Genomic DNA, 18,209 nt, shown 5'->3' on the forward strand with positions numbered 1-18,209 from the left:
AACAAACGGGCCGCAAGGCCCGTTTTTTTATTAGTACACAGTGCGCCCCGCATCCGGCGGCGGCTGCCCAGCCTCGCCATCGTAGCGCTTCATTTCCACGGTCAGCACGTCCGGATAGTCGAAACCCTGCCCGGTATTGCGGTCGACCATAATGCCGATACCCGCCGTCAGGGCGACGTTGCCCCACAGCGTACTGTTCTGTTTTGAATTGATCTTCTCGTAGGCCCAGGCGGCATTGTCCAGGCGGCAGTCCACGCGCAGCTGGCCCACGCTCCTGCGGATCGACACGCGCGCCGGCGTGGTGACGAACCACTTGCCGGCGTCGTTCTGCAGGATGCAGCCGGCGCCGGCCACGGCACGGTGGTCGAGCACAGTCTGCACCAGCACGCGCTGGCTGGGAGATTCGGTCAGGGTGCCGCAGCCGGCCAGCGCGGCCAGCGCAGCAACCGCAGCGCAAATGGCTATCCGGGACATATCAGCCCTTTAGACTAGGCGGCAGAGCCCCGAGGCAGCACCAGGCGGTGCTGCCTATCCGTGGCCCCGCGCGCGGCGTGTTAACGCTGCAGCGCCTTGCCGGTCTCTGTTGCGCGCTCGGCGGCTTGCGGTTTGGCAGGCTGCTTCAGGCTTTGTATCACCTGGAGAATGTCTTCCATGCCCGATTCGCCGTTCAGCCGCGAAAACGCGTCCAGTACCTCGTTGAGCACCTGGTTGCGAACCACAGCCTCGTCCTGGCTCAAGGCTGGCGCGCGCTGCAAGGCCGGCGAACGCGCGGCAGCGGCTTTCTCGGCGGCAGCTGCTTCCTTCTGCGCTGCCGTCTTTCGCCCCGCCGGCGTTTTGCCGTGCTCCAGCGCCGCCTGCCAGATCACCCAGCGGCGTTGCGTTTCGAATACCAGGTACTCTTCTGGTTTGTCCTCGCGGCGGCGCACGATGTGCCCATCGCGCTGCGCCCATGCTTCAAATGCAGATCGCATTTCAGTCCTTTACAAATGCTTCGCGCATATCTCACTGTTTAAACAACAACTATTTCCCAATAGTACCATTTATTGATGCGTTCCAACACAATTCTAAGCTTTTTTGCATCACATGTGTTGCTTCATGGAAAATTCAGTGTCATCCCAAGTTCTTTCAGTATATTTCTGTTTTCGGCAGCCGTTTATGGAATCTTAGTACCAATTTGATAACAATGAAGCACTATCGGCAATTATTTTTTATATTGTTACATTTTGCAAACAGCTTGCTGATCAATAGTGCCGCATTCGGGCGGTTGCGGGGCTTTTCTGGCCAGGCCGTATAATGCCGCCTTGACTAAATTACCGCCAACACAATAGGACTGCCCTGATGAAACTTGCAAGCAGAGAAACTGCCGCTGTCGCCGCCAAGCGCCTTCACGTTGACCGTGGCGGCGCCTGTGGCAGGGTCAAAGGTCGCGAGCGGCCCCGCCATCCGGTTGACATCGGGCGCGGCCGATGATGCGATGAGCAACCACTGTCCACGCAGAAATCCTTTGCCAGCATGCGCCAACGTAAAGGCCTTCATTCCTACGCCGATGGCGATAGCGCTCGTCGACGTCGCGCTCGTGGCTGGAGCGGTGAGTGCAGTCGCGGCACTTGCTGCAGCGGCCGCAGCGGCTGCGCTGCGGGGGCCAGCGTGCCCGCTGCGGCCGCATCTATAATCGCCGGGATCAATGCGTTGATCTGCTGCATCATCGGCGGCAACGCTATCATCAGCGCGTCGCCGCGCTCGCTGAATTTGTCCGGATCGTCGCGCGTCGGCGCGGCCGGCAACTCGGTAATCAAGCTCCTGTCATCACGTAATACTTTCAATGTTAACAGCGCAATAGCTGACTTGCGCATCCGCCGATTGGCTTGGCGGGCATGCTGCGCATGTACGTGGCCCAGCAATGCTTCGGACCGTCCGATGAAGGTATTGAGGACGCGATCTACGACAGCCAGGCAATCCGTGGTTTCGTCGGCATTGACTTGAACCGCGAGTCGGCGCCGGACGCGACGACGTTGCTCAAGTTTCGCCGTCTGCTCGAAGCGAACGGGCTGACGCGCCAGATCTTCGACACCATCAATGGGCACTTGGCCGAGAAAGGTTTGATGATGCGCGAAGGGGCCATCGTCGATGCCACCTTGATCGCCGCGCCGCCGTCGACAAAGAACCGGGACAAGCAGCGCGATCCGGAAATGCACCAGTCCAGGAAGGGCAACGACTGGCACTTCGGGATGAAAGCGCATATCGGCGTGGACGCCACGTCTGGCTTGGTGCACACCGGACTCGGCACGGCCGGCAACGTGGCCGACGTCACGCAAGCACACGCGCTCCTGCACGGCGACGAGATCGCTGCGCTCGGCGATGCGGGCTACCAGGGCGTTGAAAAGCGCGAAGATAATCAGGGCAAATCGGTGACCTGGTTTGCCGCCATGAAGCGCGCTGCACGCAAGGCTCTTCCGAACAATAAGCTTGGACGCCAGCGCGAAAAGCTGTACGTGCTCAAGGCCAGCGTGCGGGCGAAAGTCGAGCATCCGTTTCATGTGTTGAAGAACCTCTTCCGTCATCGCAAGACGCGGTATCGGGGCTGGGCAAAGAACACTGCCCAGTTGTTTTCCCTGTTTGCCTTGGCCAACCTGGTACTCGCTGGCCGCCGCTTTAAATTACCCAACGCCCGAACTCCGTCTCGAGCGTAGCAGCAGGCAAGTTCGGGGGCGAATTCGCCGTTTTTTAGGCCCTTCAATGAGTTTTCGTGACCACATTGGGACGCTAAACACGGCCAGTGACGCCGAAAAGCTCAATTGATCAGCGTCTCCCTAGCGCCCGCCACCGGCATGAGCGGCCATATCAAAGAGCTTCTGTCGTCCGCCTTGGTGCCGCCCCCCCCTGCCAGCTATTTAAAAGACAGCAAACGTGGAGTGTCACCCGTCTTTAAGCGTAGTGATGTCCAAGCGGCATTTGAAAAGCAAGGCATTTGCGAGACGCCGGAGGTCCGTGCGGCATGCCTCGCGGAAGAGGCTGCCGACCCCGTCGAAGGCGCCAGCCCTGACTAAGCAGGAGGAAGCTCAACAGGCTCGCTTCAAGCAGCAGCAGGAAGATGAGGAACGCGCCAAGCGCGTCACCCTGGAGCGCACGGTGATATATCGCAAGCGGCAGGAGCGCGCGAAGAGCGGCATGCCCCTCCCCATGCTCCGCGAATTGGCAAAGCTCATTGTCCGCGATTACAAGGAGATCGCCCGGCAGGCTGTACTGGTTAAGATCGAAGGCCTCAGCGCACGCGCCAGCGAAATCGCAATCGCACGGATTGACATCAGCGAACTGCAGAACCCCAGCGACGTGCACGAAGTCCTTGCCGCGAACATTGAATATCTGGCCGAGGATGCGCGCCATATCGTTGGCAAAGCACCGCACTGGCAACGTCGAGGCCGCCAAAAAGCTGGGTTATTTCTACAACAACGGCTGGAGCAAGGCAGAGGACGCTACCGACGCCGACCAGGTGCTGGACGACGCGGCCCCGCAGCTGGCAACAGCACAACGCCCAAAGCTGCAGCTGAAGGAGAAGCAACCGGCTAATGCAGCAGCCGGGCCCACCATCAAAAAGGAAGAAGAACCGCGCTCTCGCGGTGCCACATAACGGCGCCCTGCTGGCAGGCATGGAATTTTCCGAATAACAGGAATCAATTATGAGCCAAGTAAACATTCACTTCCGCAAAGCCGCCGCCACGCCGGCAGAAAAAATCCAGCACATCGACCGCGCTGCAACGGACCTGACTGCCGAACTGCAGCTGGCGCACCAGATCATCGGCGCCATGACGCGCGAACTGACGCTGCAGCAGAAGCAGCAGTTGAGCCGCGTCTTGATGGCAAATGGCATCACCTCCGATGGACTGACCCGGCACCTGGAGCGCCAAGATCTCATCGCCCATGCCAAGTAATTCGCCGCCCAGAACTGGAGCATAGCCGGTCGGCTGAGTATCATCCGTCGCCGGAGTGGGATCCGTGGCAAGCCCGATCACTTACAAGTCGGAGGCCCCTGTTGGGTGCCCATCCGGATGGGCGAACCTCCAGTTCGCCCTTTCGAGAAGTTCAATCTCGCTGCGTACGAATTTGAAGGAGAGCTGAATGGCTTGCCAAGAGTCAATCCCGAAAATTCGATTCGTTTTCTGACCAATCGTTACATTGCAATATACATCGCTCCCATAAGCGATTGAGGGGGAAACATCAATAATAAAAGTCTCCTCTCTACCGTCAGGAGAATAAGCAATCCACTTTCGAGTGAAATTCATAGTATATCCTAGTGACATTTCGATAGTTTTCCAATGTGCAGCACATGCTAAATTTCGGATGCAGTACACATTATAGACCTCTCGAAGGATGACGATGGATTTAAACAATTTATTAACGCGCGCGTCGCTTGCAGCTGTTCTTGCAAGCTGCGTCGTTGGTTTCAGCACTGCTGCAACGTCTCCCCCCCAGGGCGGCGATGCTTATGAACAATACTTTCCGTTCTCAGCCACTGAGCAACGCACTGTAATGCTTGTGCCGTTAGGTAACGTCGTCGTATGCTCAGCAAATCCTGCCGGCTGCAAAACCATCACGATGCCGAACGAACTTGCAACCACAATCCGTGTAGTTGCAGGCCCATTTGTAAAAAATTCCCATGCTAGCTGGCTTGCATTGTCAAAGGACAGAATTTCGATCTGCTATGTCGCAATCGGAGCGAAAGCGGCAAACTGCTTGCCAACCCGAGTAAAGATGAGTGGCGATATTAAAATCGGCTTTGCTCGTGCAGGCGTATCACCGCGACTTAGATTCACTTCCAACACTATTGGAAGCTTGGATTTAATCTCTTATGCAAAAGCAGTGACTACTGAAATAGAATATATTACCGCCAAACTTGAAAAGGCTATGCAAGCGGAACCGGAGACTGATGACCCAGGAATGTCGCCGCTGTCTGAAGAAAATATTGTCGATGTTCCAGGTACCCCTTTACCTCCTTCGCCTGGCTCACCCCCGGGCACCGTTGACATACCAATATGGGGCGGCGGCGGCTCGGATAACGGCGGCGGCTCCGGCACCGACCCTGGTGACGGCCCCGGTTGCAGTTCCACCCCAGGTAGCACCCCGACTGCACAATCCGCCACCACCGCCGCAGCCGGATCGTGCCCCGCCACAAAAGAAGAGTATCTTAGGCGTTGCTTTGCAGCAACCGAGCAGATCTATTACGATGTGCACGTACCTGCGTGCCAAAGGGCCTATCCACGAGATACGCAGATTGATCGGGAGCGGCGCGCTCTTTGTTATTCTGACGCCATAGAAAGAATGGTGGAGGGAAAACGGCAGTGCCAAAGCGATGCCGATGAGATTTATAAGTAGGTAGAAGCGGCCTACTCTATCTTTCGGTAATTTCATCTTGACCAAGGCGCAAAGCGTCTTGGTTGCCCTGCCTTGTTGGGTCGCAAAGAACGGGGGGCCGTCACTCGCTCGTGACTGATCCCTTGCCATCGCCCAACCGCAAATGCACTGGCGCTTTGGCCTAAAGCTCCTGATGAGGCCACCTCAAACTAGGGTACAATTTGCGCCGATGATTTGCGCCGATGCAACGACACAAAGCCACATATGCCGCACCGAAATCGGGTAGCTAGCTGGGTAGCTAAATTGAGAATTCCTGAAAATTCAAACCCAAGCTATTGATTTAAAAAGACCTTATAATATTATGAAACTCGCAACTTGGAATGTCAACTCGCTGAATGTCCGCCTGCCCCATGTTTTGAAGTGGCTGGAGGACAATCCGGTCGATGTGCTGTGCATTCAGGAGACCAAGCTGACCGATGACAAGTTCCCGGTCGCGGCCATCGAAGCGGCCGGCTACCAGGTGGTGTTCAGCGGCCAGAAGACCTACAACGGTGTGGCCATCCTGTCCAAGCTGCCGATGACGGACGTGGTGCGCAACAATCCGCATTACGAGGACGCGCAGCAGCGCATCCTGGCGGCCACCATCGACGGCGTGCGCGTGGTGTGCGCCTACGTGCCGAACGGCCAGGCGGTGGGCACCGACAAATACGAGTACAAACTGGGCTGGCTGGCGTCGTTCCGCCACTGGCTGGAACTGGAAGCGGCGCTGCACCCCAACCTGGCCGTGCTGGGCGACTACAACATCGCCCCGGACGACCGCGACGTGCACGATCCGGTGCTGTGGGCCGGCCAGGTGCTGTGCTCGGAGCCGGAACGCAGCGCGCTGCAGGCGCTCTTTACGCTGGGCCTGGCGGACTCCTTCCGCCTGTTCGAGCAGGCCGAGAAGACGTTCAGCTGGTGGGATTACCGCATGCTGGGTTTCCAGAAGAACAAGGGCGTGCGCATCGACCATATCCTGCTGTCGCCGCCGCTGGCCGCGCGCTGCACCGCCTGCGTGGTGGACCGCGCACCGCGCAAGTGGGAGCAGCCGTCGGATCATGCGCCGGTGATCGCGACCTTGCGCGACTGAGCTGGCGGGTTACGCGCGCCAGCGCGCTAACCCGCCCTACGCCCTACGCCCTACGCCCTACGCCCTATCCCCTACGCCGCGCGCGTCACGCGGACGCCTGGCGCTCCAGCATGTGCTGTGCGTTTTCGTGCGGCACCGGCTGCGAGAACAGGTAGCCCTGCGCGTACTGGCAGCCCTGGCGCTGCAGCAGGGCGAACTGCCCTTCCGTCTCCACCCCTTCGGCCACCACCGGCATTTGCAGGCTGTCCGACAGCGCAATGATGGCCGCCACGATAGCGCGGTCTTCCGAACTGGCTTCCAGGTCCTTGATGAAGGCGCGGTCGATCTTGATCTTTTTCACCGGGAAGCGCTTCAGGTAGGCCAGGCTGGAATAGCCGGTGCCGAAATCGTCGATCGACAGGCGGATGCCCATGGCGTTGATCTGGCCCAGGATTTCCATGGTGTGCTCGCCGTGCTGCATCAGCGCCGTTTCGGTGATCTCGAATTCGATCATGGACGGGTCGATGCCGGTTTCGTCCAGGATCAGGCGGATCGAATCGACCAGGCCACGGTGCATGAACTGGCGCGCCGACAGGTTCACCGCCAGCGGCACCGGCTGCAGGCCCATTCTCAGCCATTCCATGCTCTGCTCGCAGGCGCGCCGCATTACCCATTCGCCGATCGGCACAATCATGCCGTTTTCCTCGATCAGCGGGATGAAGCTGTCCGGCATCACCAGGCCCTGGCCGGGACGGCGCCAGCGCAGCAGCACCTCCATGGCGTGCACGCGGCGCGTGGCGATGTCCATGATGGGCTGGAAGTGCGGTTCGAACTGACCCAGCGCCAGGGCGCTGCGCAGGCTATTCTCCAGCTCGAAGTGCTGGGCCGCCGTGACGTTCATCTTCTGCGTGAAGAACTGGTAGTTGTTGCGGCCCGACGCCTTGGCGTGGTACATGGCGCCGTCGGCGTGGCGCATCAGCGTTTCCACGTCCTCGCCGTCGTCCGGGTAGACGCAGATGCCGATCGACGGCGTAATGTGCAGCATGCGCCCTTCCAGCGGGAAGGGCACGGCCAGCGCCTCGATGATCTTTTCGGCCACGCGGCTGGCCTCGTCGGTGGAACGGATGCCCGGCACCAGCACCACGAATTCGTCTCCGCCCAGGCGCGCCACGGTGTCGCTGGCGCGCACCGCGCGGCACAGCCGGCTGGCCACTTCCTTGAGCAGCTGGTCGCCGGTCAGGTGGCCGAGCGAATCGTTGATGGTCTTGAAGCGGTCCAGGTCCAGGAACATCACGGCCAGGCGCCGGTCCGAGCGTTGCGCGGCCAGCATGGCGCGGTCCAGGCGGTCGGCCAGCAGCGCGCGGTTGGGCAGGCCGGTCAGGCTGTCGTGGTAGGCCATGTGGTGCACACGCGCCTCGGCCTGGCGCCGCTCGACGATCTCGCCTTGCAGCTGGGCGTTGGCGCCGGCCAGTTCGGCGGTGCGTTCCAGTACCCGCACCTCCAACTCGTCGCGCGCGCGGCGCACCGCCTCGGCGTCGGCGCGGCGCGCGGTGATGTCGTCCACCAGCCACACCGAGCGGCCGTTGGGCTGCGCCATGTCGAACGGACGCCCGGACAGGCGCGCCCAGAAACGGCTGCCGTCCTTGCGCACCAGCTGGTGCTCGGAGGTGTTCACGTGGCCGGCCTGGAAGTCGCGCGCGGTTTCCTTGCGCGCCGCGTCCCACGACTGCAGGTCCGGGTAGAAGGCCTGCACGCTCAGGTTGTCCATCTCGCCCTGCGCGTAGCCGAACAGCTCTTCCATCTTAGCGTTGCAGCGCAGGTTGTAGCCGCCCTCGCATACCGAGATGCCCAGCACGGCGCTGTCGAGGATGGCCTGGTTTTCCAGCAGCGCATTGCGCAGCGACTCCTCGGCCAACTTCTGCTCGGTGCGGTCTTCGACTATCCAGATGGTGCCCTGGTTGGGGTCTTCCGGATTGACCACGTAGGCGATCAGCTGGGCCCAGAAGGTGCTGTCGTCCTTGCGCCGCATTTCCACCTCGGTCTGGAAGGGCTTGCCCACCATCAGGAAGGGCGTGGCGGCCGCGCCAAGGCGCTCGTAGGCCGCCTGCGAGGGGTACAGCGACATGCCGGGCAAGCCCAGGCCTTCCTCGCCGTCGTAGCGGAACATGTCGGCGAAGCCGCGGTTGTAGCGCGTGATGACGCGGTGCTTGGTGAACAGGATACTGATCGACGCATTGGTCATGATGGCTTCGACTTCCATCTGCGTCTGGCGCGAGCGGGTGATGTCTTCCAGGATCCAGATGGTGCCGCCGTCGCCGCTTTCGTGGCTGATGGCCTGGGCCCGCACCCGGCACCACAGCAGGCTGCCATCCTTGCGCTTGAACTGGAATTCCTTCTTCTCGAACGGCTGGCCGCTGCCCAGCAGCGGGCCGGCTTCGCGCCCGAACGCCGCGTACGCTTCCGGAGACGGGAACACTTCCACCGACGGGCGGCCGTACATCTCTTCGCGCGTGTAGCCGAACATTTCGGCCATGCGGGGATTGCAGCTCAACAGCGTTTGCGCCTTGGTGAACAGGATGCCGACCGAGGCGTTGTCGAGGATGGCCTTCTGCTCCATCAGCAGCTTGCGCATGCTTTCCTCGGCCGCGCGCTGCTCGCTGATGTCCTCCACGATCCACACCGTGCCTTCGCCGATGTCCGACGGATCCAGGGAGCGGCCGTAGATGCGGCCCCAGAACAGGGTGCCGTCCTTGCGGCGCAGCTGCACTTCGGATTTGTAGGACTGCCCCTGGAGCAGCAAAGGCCGGGATTGATCAGCCACGCGCTGGCGGATCTCGTCCGTGGCGTAGAGCATATTGCCGCTGGCGCCTTCCAGCTCGTCGCGCGCATAGCCGAACATTTCCGCCGCGCGGATATTGCACTCGATGATGGCGCCGGACTTGCCGAACAGGATGCCGACGGCGGCGTTTTCCAGGATGGCCTGCTGTTCCAGCAAGGTCTTGCGCAGCGCGCGCTGGTCGCGCTGGAAGGCGCTGGTGTCGTGGAATACGATAAAGGCGCCGCCCGCCCCGCCGCTGGCCAGCGGCTTGAGCGCGACCTGCACCGGGATGTACTGGCCGTCAGCACGCGCCAGGCAGCTGTCCCACTGCCGCGCCGCATCGCCCGTCCCCGCCGCACCGGCCATGGCCTCGCTGAGCCGCGCCGCGCTGTCGCCGCGCACATGGCGCGCAAAGATGTCGGCGGCGGGACGGCCCTGGGCAGGAAAACCAAGCAGCTGGTCCAGTTCCGGGCTCGATGCCAGCACGCGGCCGCCGCTGCCGCACGCGCAGGCGGGCAGCCCGATCAGCAGCAAAGCCTCGGCCACGGAATCCGGATGGGGCGGAACATGACTCATGTACACCTGGGCACCTTGTAAGTGACGATGCCTGTCTCCTTGCGGCAGCGTAGTGGGCAGATCATAAACCACAACTGCCAATGTAGCCACTGCGCGGCCAGACTATCCCCTCTAAAAGCGGCTACGCCCGGCAGGACCGGGCGTAGTTACAACAGCACAGCGCGGCCGCGGCCGCTTGCCTCAGTGGGCGCTGGCGCCGGCCGCACCGATGCCGGTCTCGGAACGCATTTCCTGCGCCTCATAGCCGGCGCGGTCGATGCGCGCACGCGCACTGCGGTCCAGCATGGAGACCAGCCAGATGGCGGCGAAGCCGGCCGGCATCGAGAAGATGGCGGGCGAGGCGTAAGGGAACAGCGCATCGGTGTAGCCCAGCACATCAACCCACACCGATTTCGACAGCACCGTCAGCACCACGGCGGACGTCAGGCCGATGAAGCCGCCCACGGTGGCGCCGCGCGTGGTGCAGTCCTTCCACAGCACCGACATGAACAGCACCGGGAAGTTGGCCGAGGCGGCGATGGCGAAGGCCAGCGAGACCATGAACGCGATGTTCTGCTTCTCGAACACGATGCCCAGCACCACGGCCACCACGCCCAGCGCGATGGTGGTCAGGCGCGAGACGCGCAGTTCGCTGGCGCCGGTGGCCTGGCCCTTTTTGATGACGGTGGCGTACAGGTCGTGCGACACGGCCGATGCGCCGGACAGCGTCAAGCCGGCCACCACCGCGAGGATGGTGGCGAAAGCCACCGCCGAGATGAAGCCGAGGAAGACGTTGCCGCCCACCGCCTTGGCCAGGTGGATGGCCGCCATGTTGTTCCCGCCCAGCAGTTTGCCGGCGGCGTCCTTGAACTCGGGATTGGTGCTCACCAGGACGATGGCGCCGAAGCCGATGATGAAGGTCAGCACGTAGAAATAGGCGATCCAGGTGGTGGCCCAGAATACCGATTTGCGCGCCTCCTTGGCGCTTGGCACGGTGAAGAAGCGCATCAGGATGTGCGGCAGGCCGGCGGTGCCGAACATCAGCGCCATGCCGAAGGAAATGGCCGACACCGGGTCCTTGATGAAGGTGCCGGGGCCCATGATGGCGTCGCCCTTGGCGTGCACTTCAACCGACTTGGCGAACAGCGCCTCCGGGCTGAAATTGAACTGCGCCAGCACCACGATGGCCATGAAGCTGGCGCCGCCCAGCAGCATCACCGCCTTGATGATCTGCACCCAGGTGGTGGCGGTCATGCCGCCGAACAGCACGTAGATCATCATCAGCGAGCCGACCAGCACCACGGCGATCCAGTACTCCAGGCCGAACAGCAGCTTGATCAGCTGGCCCGCGCCCACCATCTGCGCGATCAGGTAGAAGGCCACCACCACCAGCGTGCCGGAGGCGGAGAAGATGCGGATCGGCGCCTGCTTGAAGCGGTAGGCCGCCACGTCGGCGAAGGTGAAGCGGCCCAGGTTGCGCAAGCGCTCCGCCATCAGGAAGGTGATCACGGGCCAGCCGACCAGGAAGCCGATGGCGTAGATCAGGCCATCGTAGCCGTTCAGGAACACGGCGGCGGAAATGCCGAGGAAGGACGCGGCCGACATATAGTCGCCGGCGATGGCCAGGCCGTTCTGGAAGCCGGTGATGCCGCCGCCTGCGGTGTAGAAGTCGGACGCGGAGCGGGTCTTGGCGGCCGCCCACTTGGTGACGAACAGCGTAAACACCACGAAGGCGCCGAACATGACGATGGCGGTCCAGTTGGTCGGCTGGCGCTCGGCCTGGCCCAGGTCCACGCCCCCGGCCAGCACGGCGCCGCTGGCGCCTGCCAGCAGCAGCGCGCCAAGCAGGGAAAGGCTGCGTTTGGCGGCGCTCATGCGTGCACCCGCTTGTGAATGGCTTCGGTCAGTTCATCGAACTGGCCGTTGGCGCGGCGCACGTAGACTGCGGTGACCACCACGGTGAACACGATCACGAACAGGCCGATCGGCATGCCCCAGGTCATCACGCCCAGGCCGGTCTTCGTTGCCAGGAATTCCTTGTTGAAGGCGATCAGCAGGATGTAGCCGTAGTAGACCAGCATCATGAGCGCGGTGAGCGCCCAGCCGTAGCGGGAGCGCGACCGGACCAGCTGATGGTAGCTGGGGTCGCGCTTGATTTTTTGAACCAGATCGTCGTGCATGGCGTGTCTCCTGTGAATTGATATGCAGCTTGTGCTCTGTTGTTCGCGAGCTTGCATCCACAATAAACCGCCAGCCTTACCGTCCCCTTACGGCACGCGCACCCAGCCTTCCATCAGCACGCGCGCGCTGCGGCTCATGATGGCCTTGGTCACGCTCCACTCGCCATTTTCCTGCACCGCTTCCGCGCCAACGCGCAGCGTGCCGGAGGGATGGCCGAAGCGCACGGCGTTGCGCGCGCCACCGCCGGCCGCCAGGTTGACCAGCGTGCCCGGCACCGCAGCGGCAGTGCCGATGGCCACTGCGGCCGTGCCCATCATGGCGTGGTGCAGCTTGCCCATCGAGAGCGCGCGCACCAGCAGGTCGATATCGCCCGCCGCCACCGGCTTGCCGCTGGAAGACACGTAAGCCGCAGGCGGCGCAACGAAGGCCACCTTGGGCGTGTGCTGCCGCTGCGCCGCTTCGTCGATATGCTTGATGAGGCCCATGCGCAGCGCGCCGTGCGCGCGGATGGTTTCAAAGCGCGCCAGCGCCTTGGCGTCGCCGTTGATGGCGTCCTGCAGTTCGGTGCCGGTGTAGCCGATGTCCGCCGCGTTGACGAAGATGGTGGGGATGCCAGCGTTGATCATGGTGGCCTTGAAGCTGCCGACACCCGGTACGTCCAGTTCGTCCACCAGGTTCCCGGTCGGGAACATGGACTTGCTGGCGCCGGCGCCGGCGCCCTCCTCGTCCGCTGCCGGGTCCATGAATTCAAGCTGCACTTCGGCGGCCGGGAAGGTCACGCCGTCCAGTTCGAAGTCGCCGGTTTCCTGCACTTCGCCATTGGCCACTGGGATGTGGGCGATGATGGTCTTGCCGATGTTGGCCTGCCAGATGCGCACCACGGCCACGCCGTCGCGCGGAACGCGGCCAGCATCCACCAGGCCTCCGCTGATGGCGAAGGCGCCCACTGCGGCGGACAGGTTGCCGCAGTTGCCGCTCCAGTCGACGAAGGGCTGGTCGATGGAGACCTGGCCGAACAGGTAGTCCACGTCATGGCCGGCTTTCGCGGACTTGGACAGGATCACCGCCTTGCTGGTGCTCGATGTGGCGCCGCCCATGCCGTCGATCTGCTTGCCGTACGGGTCCGGGCTGCCGATCACGCGCAGCAGCAAGGCGTCGCGCGCCTTGCCGGGGACCTGCGCATCCTGCGGCAGGTCCTGCAGCCGGAAGAACACGCCCTTGCTGGTGCCGCCGCGCATATAGGTGGCGGCGATTTTGGTTTGAGGTTTGTGTGCCATGGATATGCCTTTAAATTCACGCCGCCTTTGCCGATTCAAGGAAGTCCTGCGCGAAGCGCTGCAGCACGCCGCCCGCTTCGTAGATCGACACTTCCTCGGCGGTGTCCAGGCGGCAGATCACGGGAACGTTGAGCTGGCCGCCGTTCCTGCGGTGGATGACCAGCGTGAGCGTGGCGCGCGGCGTACGCTCGCCCTGCACGTCGAAAGTCTCGGTGCCGTCGATGCCCAGCGTCAGGCGGTTCACGTCCGGCATGAACTCCAGCGGCAGCACGCCCATGCCCACCAGGTTGGTGCGGTGGATGCGCTCGAAGCCTTCCGCCACGATCGCCTCCACGCCGGCCAGGCGCACGCCCTTGGCGGCCCAGTCGCGCGAAGAACCCTGGCCGTAATCCGCGCCGGCGATCACGATCAGCGGCTGCTTGCGTTCCATGTAGGTCTCGATGGCTTCCCACATGCGCGTGACCTTGCCTTCGGGCTCGATGCGGGCCAGCGAACCGGCTTTCACCTTGCCGTCTTCGAGCACCATCTCGTTCTTCAGCGTGGGGTTGGCGAAGGTGGCGCGCTGCGCGGTCAGGTGGTCGCCGCGGTGCGTGGCGTAGGAGTTGAAGTCCTCTTCCGGCAAGCCCATTTTCGCCAGGTACTCGCCGGCCGCGCTATCGAGCATGATGGCGTTGGACGGCGACAGGTGGTCGGTGGTGATGTTGTCGCCCAGGACCGCGAGCGGGCGCATGCCCGACAGGCTGCGCGCGCCGGCCAGCGCGCCTTCCCAGTACGGCGGACGGCGGATGTAAGTGGTCTGCGGGCGCCAGGCGTACAGCGGGCTCACTTTCAGGCCGTCGTCCGCCTGCTTGGCGAACATCGGGATGTAGACCTTGTGGAAGTGCTCGGGCTTGACGCTGGCAGCCACCAGCGCATCGATGTCCTCGTCGCTCGGCCAGATGTCGGCCAGGCGGATTTCCTTGCCATCGGGAGTCACGCCCAGCACGTCCTTCTCGATATCGAAGCGGATGGTGCCGGCGATGGCGTAGGCCACCACCAGCGGGGGCGAGGCCAGGAAGGCCTGCTTGGCGTAGGGGTGGATGCGGCCGTCGAAGTTGCGGTTGCCCGACAGGACGGCGGTGGCGTACAGGTCGCGTTCGATGACCTCCTTCTGGATCGCCGGGTCCAGCGCGCCGGACATGCCGTTGCAGGTGGTGCAGGCATAGGCCACCACGCCGAAGCCCAGCTGCTCCAGCTCAGGCATCAGGTGCGCTTCTTCGAGGTACAGCGTCACGGCCTTGGAGCCGGGTGCCAGGGAGCTTTTCACCCACGGCTTGCGGGTCAGGCCCAGCTTGTTCGCGTTGCGCGCCAGCAGGCCGGCCGCGATCATGTTGCGCGGGTTGTTGGTGTTGGTGCAGCTGGTGATGGCGGCGATGATGACGGCGCCGTCCGGCATCAGGCCCGGTTCGTTTTCCACCACGCCGGCAATGCCGCGCGCGGCCAGCTCGGAAGTCGGCACGCGCTTGTGCGGATTCGACGGGCCGGCGATGTTGCGCACCACCGTGGACAGGTCGAAGCGGATCACGCGCTCGTACTCGGCGTGCTTCAGCGCATCGGCCCACAGGCCGGTTTCCTTGGCGTAGACTTCAACCAGGTCCACCAGCGCGGCGTCGCGGCCGGTCAGCTTCAGGTATTTGATGGTCTGCTCGTCGATGTAGAACATGGCGGCGGTGGAGCCGAATTCCGGCGCCATATTGGAGATGGTGGCGCGGTCGCCCAGCGTCAGGTGCGATGCACCGGCGCCGAAGAACTCCAGGTAGGACGACACCACCTTTTCCTTGCGCAGGAATTCGGTCAGCGCCAGCACCGTGTCGGTGGCGGTGATGCCCGGCTGCGGCTTGCCGGTCAGTTCCACCCCGATGATGTCCGGCAGGCGCATCCAGGATGCGCGGCCCAGCATCACGCTTTCCGCCTCCAGGCCGCCCACGCCGATGGCGATCACGCCCAGCGCGTCCACCATCGGGGTGTGCGAATCGGTGCCCACCAGCGTGTCCGGATAGGCCACGCCGTCCTGCACCTGCACCACCGGCGACATGCGCTCCAGGTTGATCTGGTGCAGGATGCCGTTACCCGGCGGGATCACGTCGACGTTCTTGAACGCCTTCTTGGTCCAGTTGATGAAATCAAAGCGGTCTTCGTTGCGGCGCTCCTCGATGGCGCGGTTCTTCTCGAAGGCGTCCGGATCGAAGCCGCCGCACTCCACCGCCAGCGAGTGGTCCACCACCAGCTGGGTCGGCACCACGGGATTGACCAGCGCGGGGTCGCCGCCTTGCAGGGCGATGGCGTCGCGCAGGCCGGCCAGGTCCACCAGCGCGGTCTGGCCCAGGATGTCGTGGCAGACCACGCGCGCGGGGAACCACGGGAAGTCCAGCTCGCGCTTGCGCTCGATCAGCTGGGACAGCGATGCGTTCAGGGTGGCCGGATCGCAGCGGCGCACCAGGTTTTCCGCCAGTACGCGCGAGGTGTAGGGCAGCTTGTCGTAGGCGCCCGGCTGGATCGCATCGACGGCGGCGCGCGCGTCGAAGAAATCGAGCTTGGTGCCCGGGAGGGCTTTGCGGAATGCGGTGTTCATGGGGGTGCTCATGGAGGTGCTCATGGAAGTGTCCATCAAATCCGGTCCTTGATCGGCACGAACTTCAGGTCGTCCGGGCCGACGTAGTTCGCGCTCGGGCGGATGATCTTGTTGTCGATGCGCTGCTCGATGATGTGCGCGGCCCAGCCGGACGTGCGCGAGATGACGAACAGCGGCGTGAACATGGCGGTCGGCACCCCCATCATGTGGTACGACACGGCCGAGAACCAGTCCAGGTTGGGGAACATCTTCTTGATCTCCCACATCACCGATTCCAGCCGCTCGGCGATGTCGAACATCTTGGTCGAACCGGCTTCTTCGGACAGCTTGCGTGCCACTTCCTTGATGACCACGTTGCGCGGATCGGAGATGGTGTAGACAGGATGGCCGAAGCCGATCACCACTTCCTTGTTTTCCACGCGCTTGCGGATGTCCGCTTCGGCTTCGTCGGCGTTCTCGTAGCGCTTCTGGATCTCGAAGGCGAATTCGTTGGCGCCGCCGTGTTTCGGGCCGCGCAGCGCGCCGATGGCGCCGGTGATGGCCGAGTGGATGTCGGAGCCGGTGCCGGAGATGACGCGGCTGGTGAAGGTGGACGCGTTGAACTCGTGTTCCGCGTACAGGATCAGCGACACGTGCATGGCTTTCACCCACGATTCGCGCGGCTTCTCGCCGTGCAGCAGGTGCAGGAAGTGGCCGCCGATGGAGTCGTCGTCGGTTTCCACTTCAATGCGCTTGCCGTTGTGGCTGTAGTGGTACCAGTACAGCAGCATGGAGCCGAAGGAGGCCATCAGACGGTCAGCGATGTCGCGCGCGCCCGGCACGTTGTGGTCGTCCTTCTCCGGCAGCACGCAGCCCAGCACGGAACAGCCGGTGCGCATGACGTCCATCGGGTGGGCCGAAGCGGGCAGCGCCTCCAGCGCGGATTTGACCGCCTGCGGCAGGCCGCGCAGCGATTTCAGCTTGGCCTTGTAGCCGCGCAGCTCGGACTCGGTGGGCAGCTTGCCGTGCACCAGCAGGTAGGCAATTTCTTCGAACTCGCTGGTGGTGGCCACGTCCAGGATGTCGTAGCCGCGGTAGTGCAAGTCGTTGCCGGTCTTGCCGACCGAGCACAGGGCGGTGTTGCCGGCGGTGACGCCGGACAGGGCGACGGATTTTTTAGGCTTGAAAGTTGGGGTTTGTTCGGTCATTTCGGGTCTCCTCGGGGGCTGGCGGGTTACGCGCTGCGCGCTAACCCGCCCTACGGTTTCTTTGTCGGGGCGTATCGCGCCTGATGAATCGCGGCTTATTTTTTCTGGGCGGCGAACAGCGCGTCCAGCTTCTGCTCGAAATCGTGGTAGTTGATGCGCACGTACAGTTCGGCGCGGGTCTGCATGGTGTCCAGCACTGCCTGCTGGGTGCCGTCGCGGCGGATCGCGCCGTAGACGTTTTCGGCAGCCTTGTTCATGGCGCGGAAGGCGGACAGCGGGTACAGCACCAGGCCGACGTCGGCCGTGCGCAGTTCGTCCACCGTAAACAGCGGCGTGGAGCCGAACTCGGTGATGTTGGCCAGGATGGGCACACCCACCGCCTTGGCGAACTGCTTGTACATGTCCAGCGAGATCATCGCTTCCGGGAAGATCATGTCAGCGCCTGCCTCCACGCACGCCACGGCGCGTTCGATGGCGGCGTCCAGGCCTTCCACGGCCAGCGCGTCGGTGCGCGCCATGATGACGAAGTTCTCGTCGGTGCGCGCGTCCACGGCGGCCTTGATGCGGTCCACCATTTCAGCCTTGGAGACGATCTCCTTGCCCGGACGGTGGCCGCAGCGCTTGGCGCCCACCTGGTCTTCGATGTGCATGGCGGCGGCGCCGAACTTGATCATGGACTTGACGGTGCGGGCCACGTTGAAGGCGGAGGCGCCGAAGCCGGTGTCCACGTCCACCAGCAGCGGCAGGTCGCACACGTCGGTGATGCGGCGCACGTCGGTGAGCACGTCGTCCAGGTTCGAGATGCCCAGGTCCGGCAGGCCCAGCGAGCCGGCAGCGACGCCGCCGCCGGACAGGTAGATGGCCTTGAAGCCGGCGCGCTTGGCCAGCAGGGCGTGGTTGGCGTTGATGGCGCCGACCACCTGCAGCGGGGATTCTTCCTGGACGGCTTTGCGGAACGCGGCGCCTGCGGAGTATTGGCTCATGTGATGCCCTTTCAAGTTAGGTTGCAGCCACCATTGCAAGTGGCGTGCCAGCCCGTGAAACACTGCAAAATCAAGCACTTGGCGCTATGACGGCGCGTACACATGATTCACTGATGTTTCATATTGAAACGCCCTGAAAC

At 63.1% G+C, this 18,209-nt stretch carries 15 protein-coding genes and 1 pseudogene; 5 read left to right on the top strand and 11 right to left on the bottom strand.

The genetic code is table 11. The annotated features are described in order from the left end of the window. Positions 1-30: 30 nt before the first annotated feature. The 4 genes from ASC94_RS25215 to ASC94_RS25230 all read right to left on the bottom strand — a co-directional run bounded on the left by ASC94_RS25215 (position 31) and on the right by ASC94_RS25230 (position 1,853). Positions 31-474, bottom strand: a complete 444-nt coding sequence (locus ASC94_RS25215) for a hypothetical protein (protein WP_056402609.1) — start codon at positions 472-474, stop codon at positions 31-33. An 80-nt stretch (positions 475-554) separates the two neighbouring features. Further along, complete coding sequence (locus tag ASC94_RS25220) at positions 555-971, bottom strand: hypothetical protein (protein ID WP_056402613.1); 417 nt, start codon at positions 969-971, stop codon at positions 555-557. Between the two features lie 334 nt (positions 972-1,305). After that, a complete protein-coding gene (locus ASC94_RS25225) occupies positions 1,306-1,536 on the bottom strand; it encodes a hypothetical protein (RefSeq protein WP_056402616.1) in 231 nt (76 codons plus the stop codon). A gap of 2 nt (positions 1,537-1,538) precedes the next feature. After that, complete coding sequence (locus tag ASC94_RS25230) at positions 1,539-1,853, bottom strand: hypothetical protein (protein ID WP_157201585.1); 315 nt, start codon at positions 1,851-1,853, stop codon at positions 1,539-1,541. Here ASC94_RS25230 and ASC94_RS25235 point away from each other — a divergent pair. The 5 genes and pseudogenes from ASC94_RS25235 to xth all read left to right on the top strand — a co-directional run. Next, a pseudogene (locus ASC94_RS25235) lies at positions 1,854-2,690 on the top strand (IS5 family transposase); the annotation flags it as partial. A gap of 247 nt (positions 2,691-2,937) precedes the next feature. Next, positions 2,938-3,567, top strand: coding sequence for a hypothetical protein (locus tag ASC94_RS32810; RefSeq protein ID WP_157201586.1), 630 nt, complete (start codon positions 2,938-2,940; stop codon positions 3,565-3,567). A gap of 110 nt (positions 3,568-3,677) precedes the next feature. After that, a complete protein-coding gene (locus tag ASC94_RS25250) occupies positions 3,678-3,929 on the top strand; it encodes a hypothetical protein (RefSeq protein ID WP_056402626.1) in 252 nt (83 codons plus the stop codon). A gap of 445 nt (positions 3,930-4,374) precedes the next feature. Beyond that, positions 4,375-5,370 carry a hypothetical protein gene (locus ASC94_RS32815; protein WP_157201587.1) on the top strand — a complete coding sequence of 332 codons (996 nt, stop codon included), beginning with the start codon at positions 4,375-4,377 and terminating at the stop codon, positions 5,368-5,370. A gap of 340 nt (positions 5,371-5,710) precedes the next feature. Further along, the gene (xth, locus tag ASC94_RS25255; RefSeq protein ID WP_056402629.1) at positions 5,711-6,478 is read left to right on the top strand and encodes an exodeoxyribonuclease III; all 768 of its coding nucleotides are present in this window, start codon (positions 5,711-5,713) and stop codon (positions 6,476-6,478) included. A gap of 85 nt (positions 6,479-6,563) precedes the next feature. On the opposite strand, the gene ASC94_RS25260 is transcribed toward xth, so the two are convergent. From ASC94_RS25260 to prpB, 7 genes are all read right to left on the bottom strand, one after another. After that, entirely contained in the window at positions 6,564-9,851 is a 3,288-nt protein-coding gene (locus tag ASC94_RS25260; RefSeq protein WP_056402632.1) for a bifunctional diguanylate cyclase/phosphodiesterase, read from the bottom strand. Positions 9,852-10,031: 180 nt separating this feature from the next. Then, on the bottom strand, positions 10,032-11,705 hold the full coding sequence (locus tag ASC94_RS25265) for a cation acetate symporter (protein WP_056402635.1): 1,674 nt from the start codon (positions 11,703-11,705) through the stop codon (positions 10,032-10,034). Then, positions 11,702-12,010: a DUF485 domain-containing protein gene (locus ASC94_RS25270; protein ID WP_056402638.1), complete on the bottom strand. Its 309-nt coding sequence runs from the start codon at positions 12,008-12,010 to the stop codon at positions 11,702-11,704. The genes ASC94_RS25265 and ASC94_RS25270 overlap by 4 nt, the downstream gene beginning before the upstream one ends. Positions 12,011-12,097: 87 nt before the next feature. Continuing rightward, complete coding sequence (gene prpF / locus ASC94_RS25275; RefSeq protein ID WP_056402641.1) at positions 12,098-13,288, bottom strand: 2-methylaconitate cis-trans isomerase PrpF; 1,191 nt, start codon at positions 13,286-13,288, stop codon at positions 12,098-12,100. Between the two features lie 16 nt (positions 13,289-13,304). Next, complete coding sequence (acnD, locus tag ASC94_RS25280; RefSeq protein WP_056403448.1) at positions 13,305-15,899, bottom strand: Fe/S-dependent 2-methylisocitrate dehydratase AcnD; 2,595 nt, start codon at positions 15,897-15,899, stop codon at positions 13,305-13,307. A 35-nt stretch (positions 15,900-15,934) separates the two neighbouring features. Further along, complete coding sequence (gene prpC / locus ASC94_RS25285; RefSeq protein WP_056402642.1) at positions 15,935-17,086, bottom strand: 2-methylcitrate synthase; 1,152 nt, start codon at positions 17,084-17,086, stop codon at positions 15,935-15,937. 95 nt (positions 17,087-17,181) lie between these two features. Next, positions 17,182-18,069 carry a methylisocitrate lyase gene (gene prpB / locus ASC94_RS25290; RefSeq protein WP_056402645.1) on the bottom strand — a complete coding sequence of 296 codons (888 nt, stop codon included), beginning with the start codon at positions 18,067-18,069 and terminating at the stop codon, positions 17,182-17,184. Positions 18,070-18,209 lie beyond the last annotated feature (140 nt).

Origin of the sequence: Massilia sp. Root418, from assembly GCF_001425265.1 — a bacterium.
GTDB lineage: Bacteria > Pseudomonadota > Gammaproteobacteria > Burkholderiales > Burkholderiaceae_D > Rugamonas.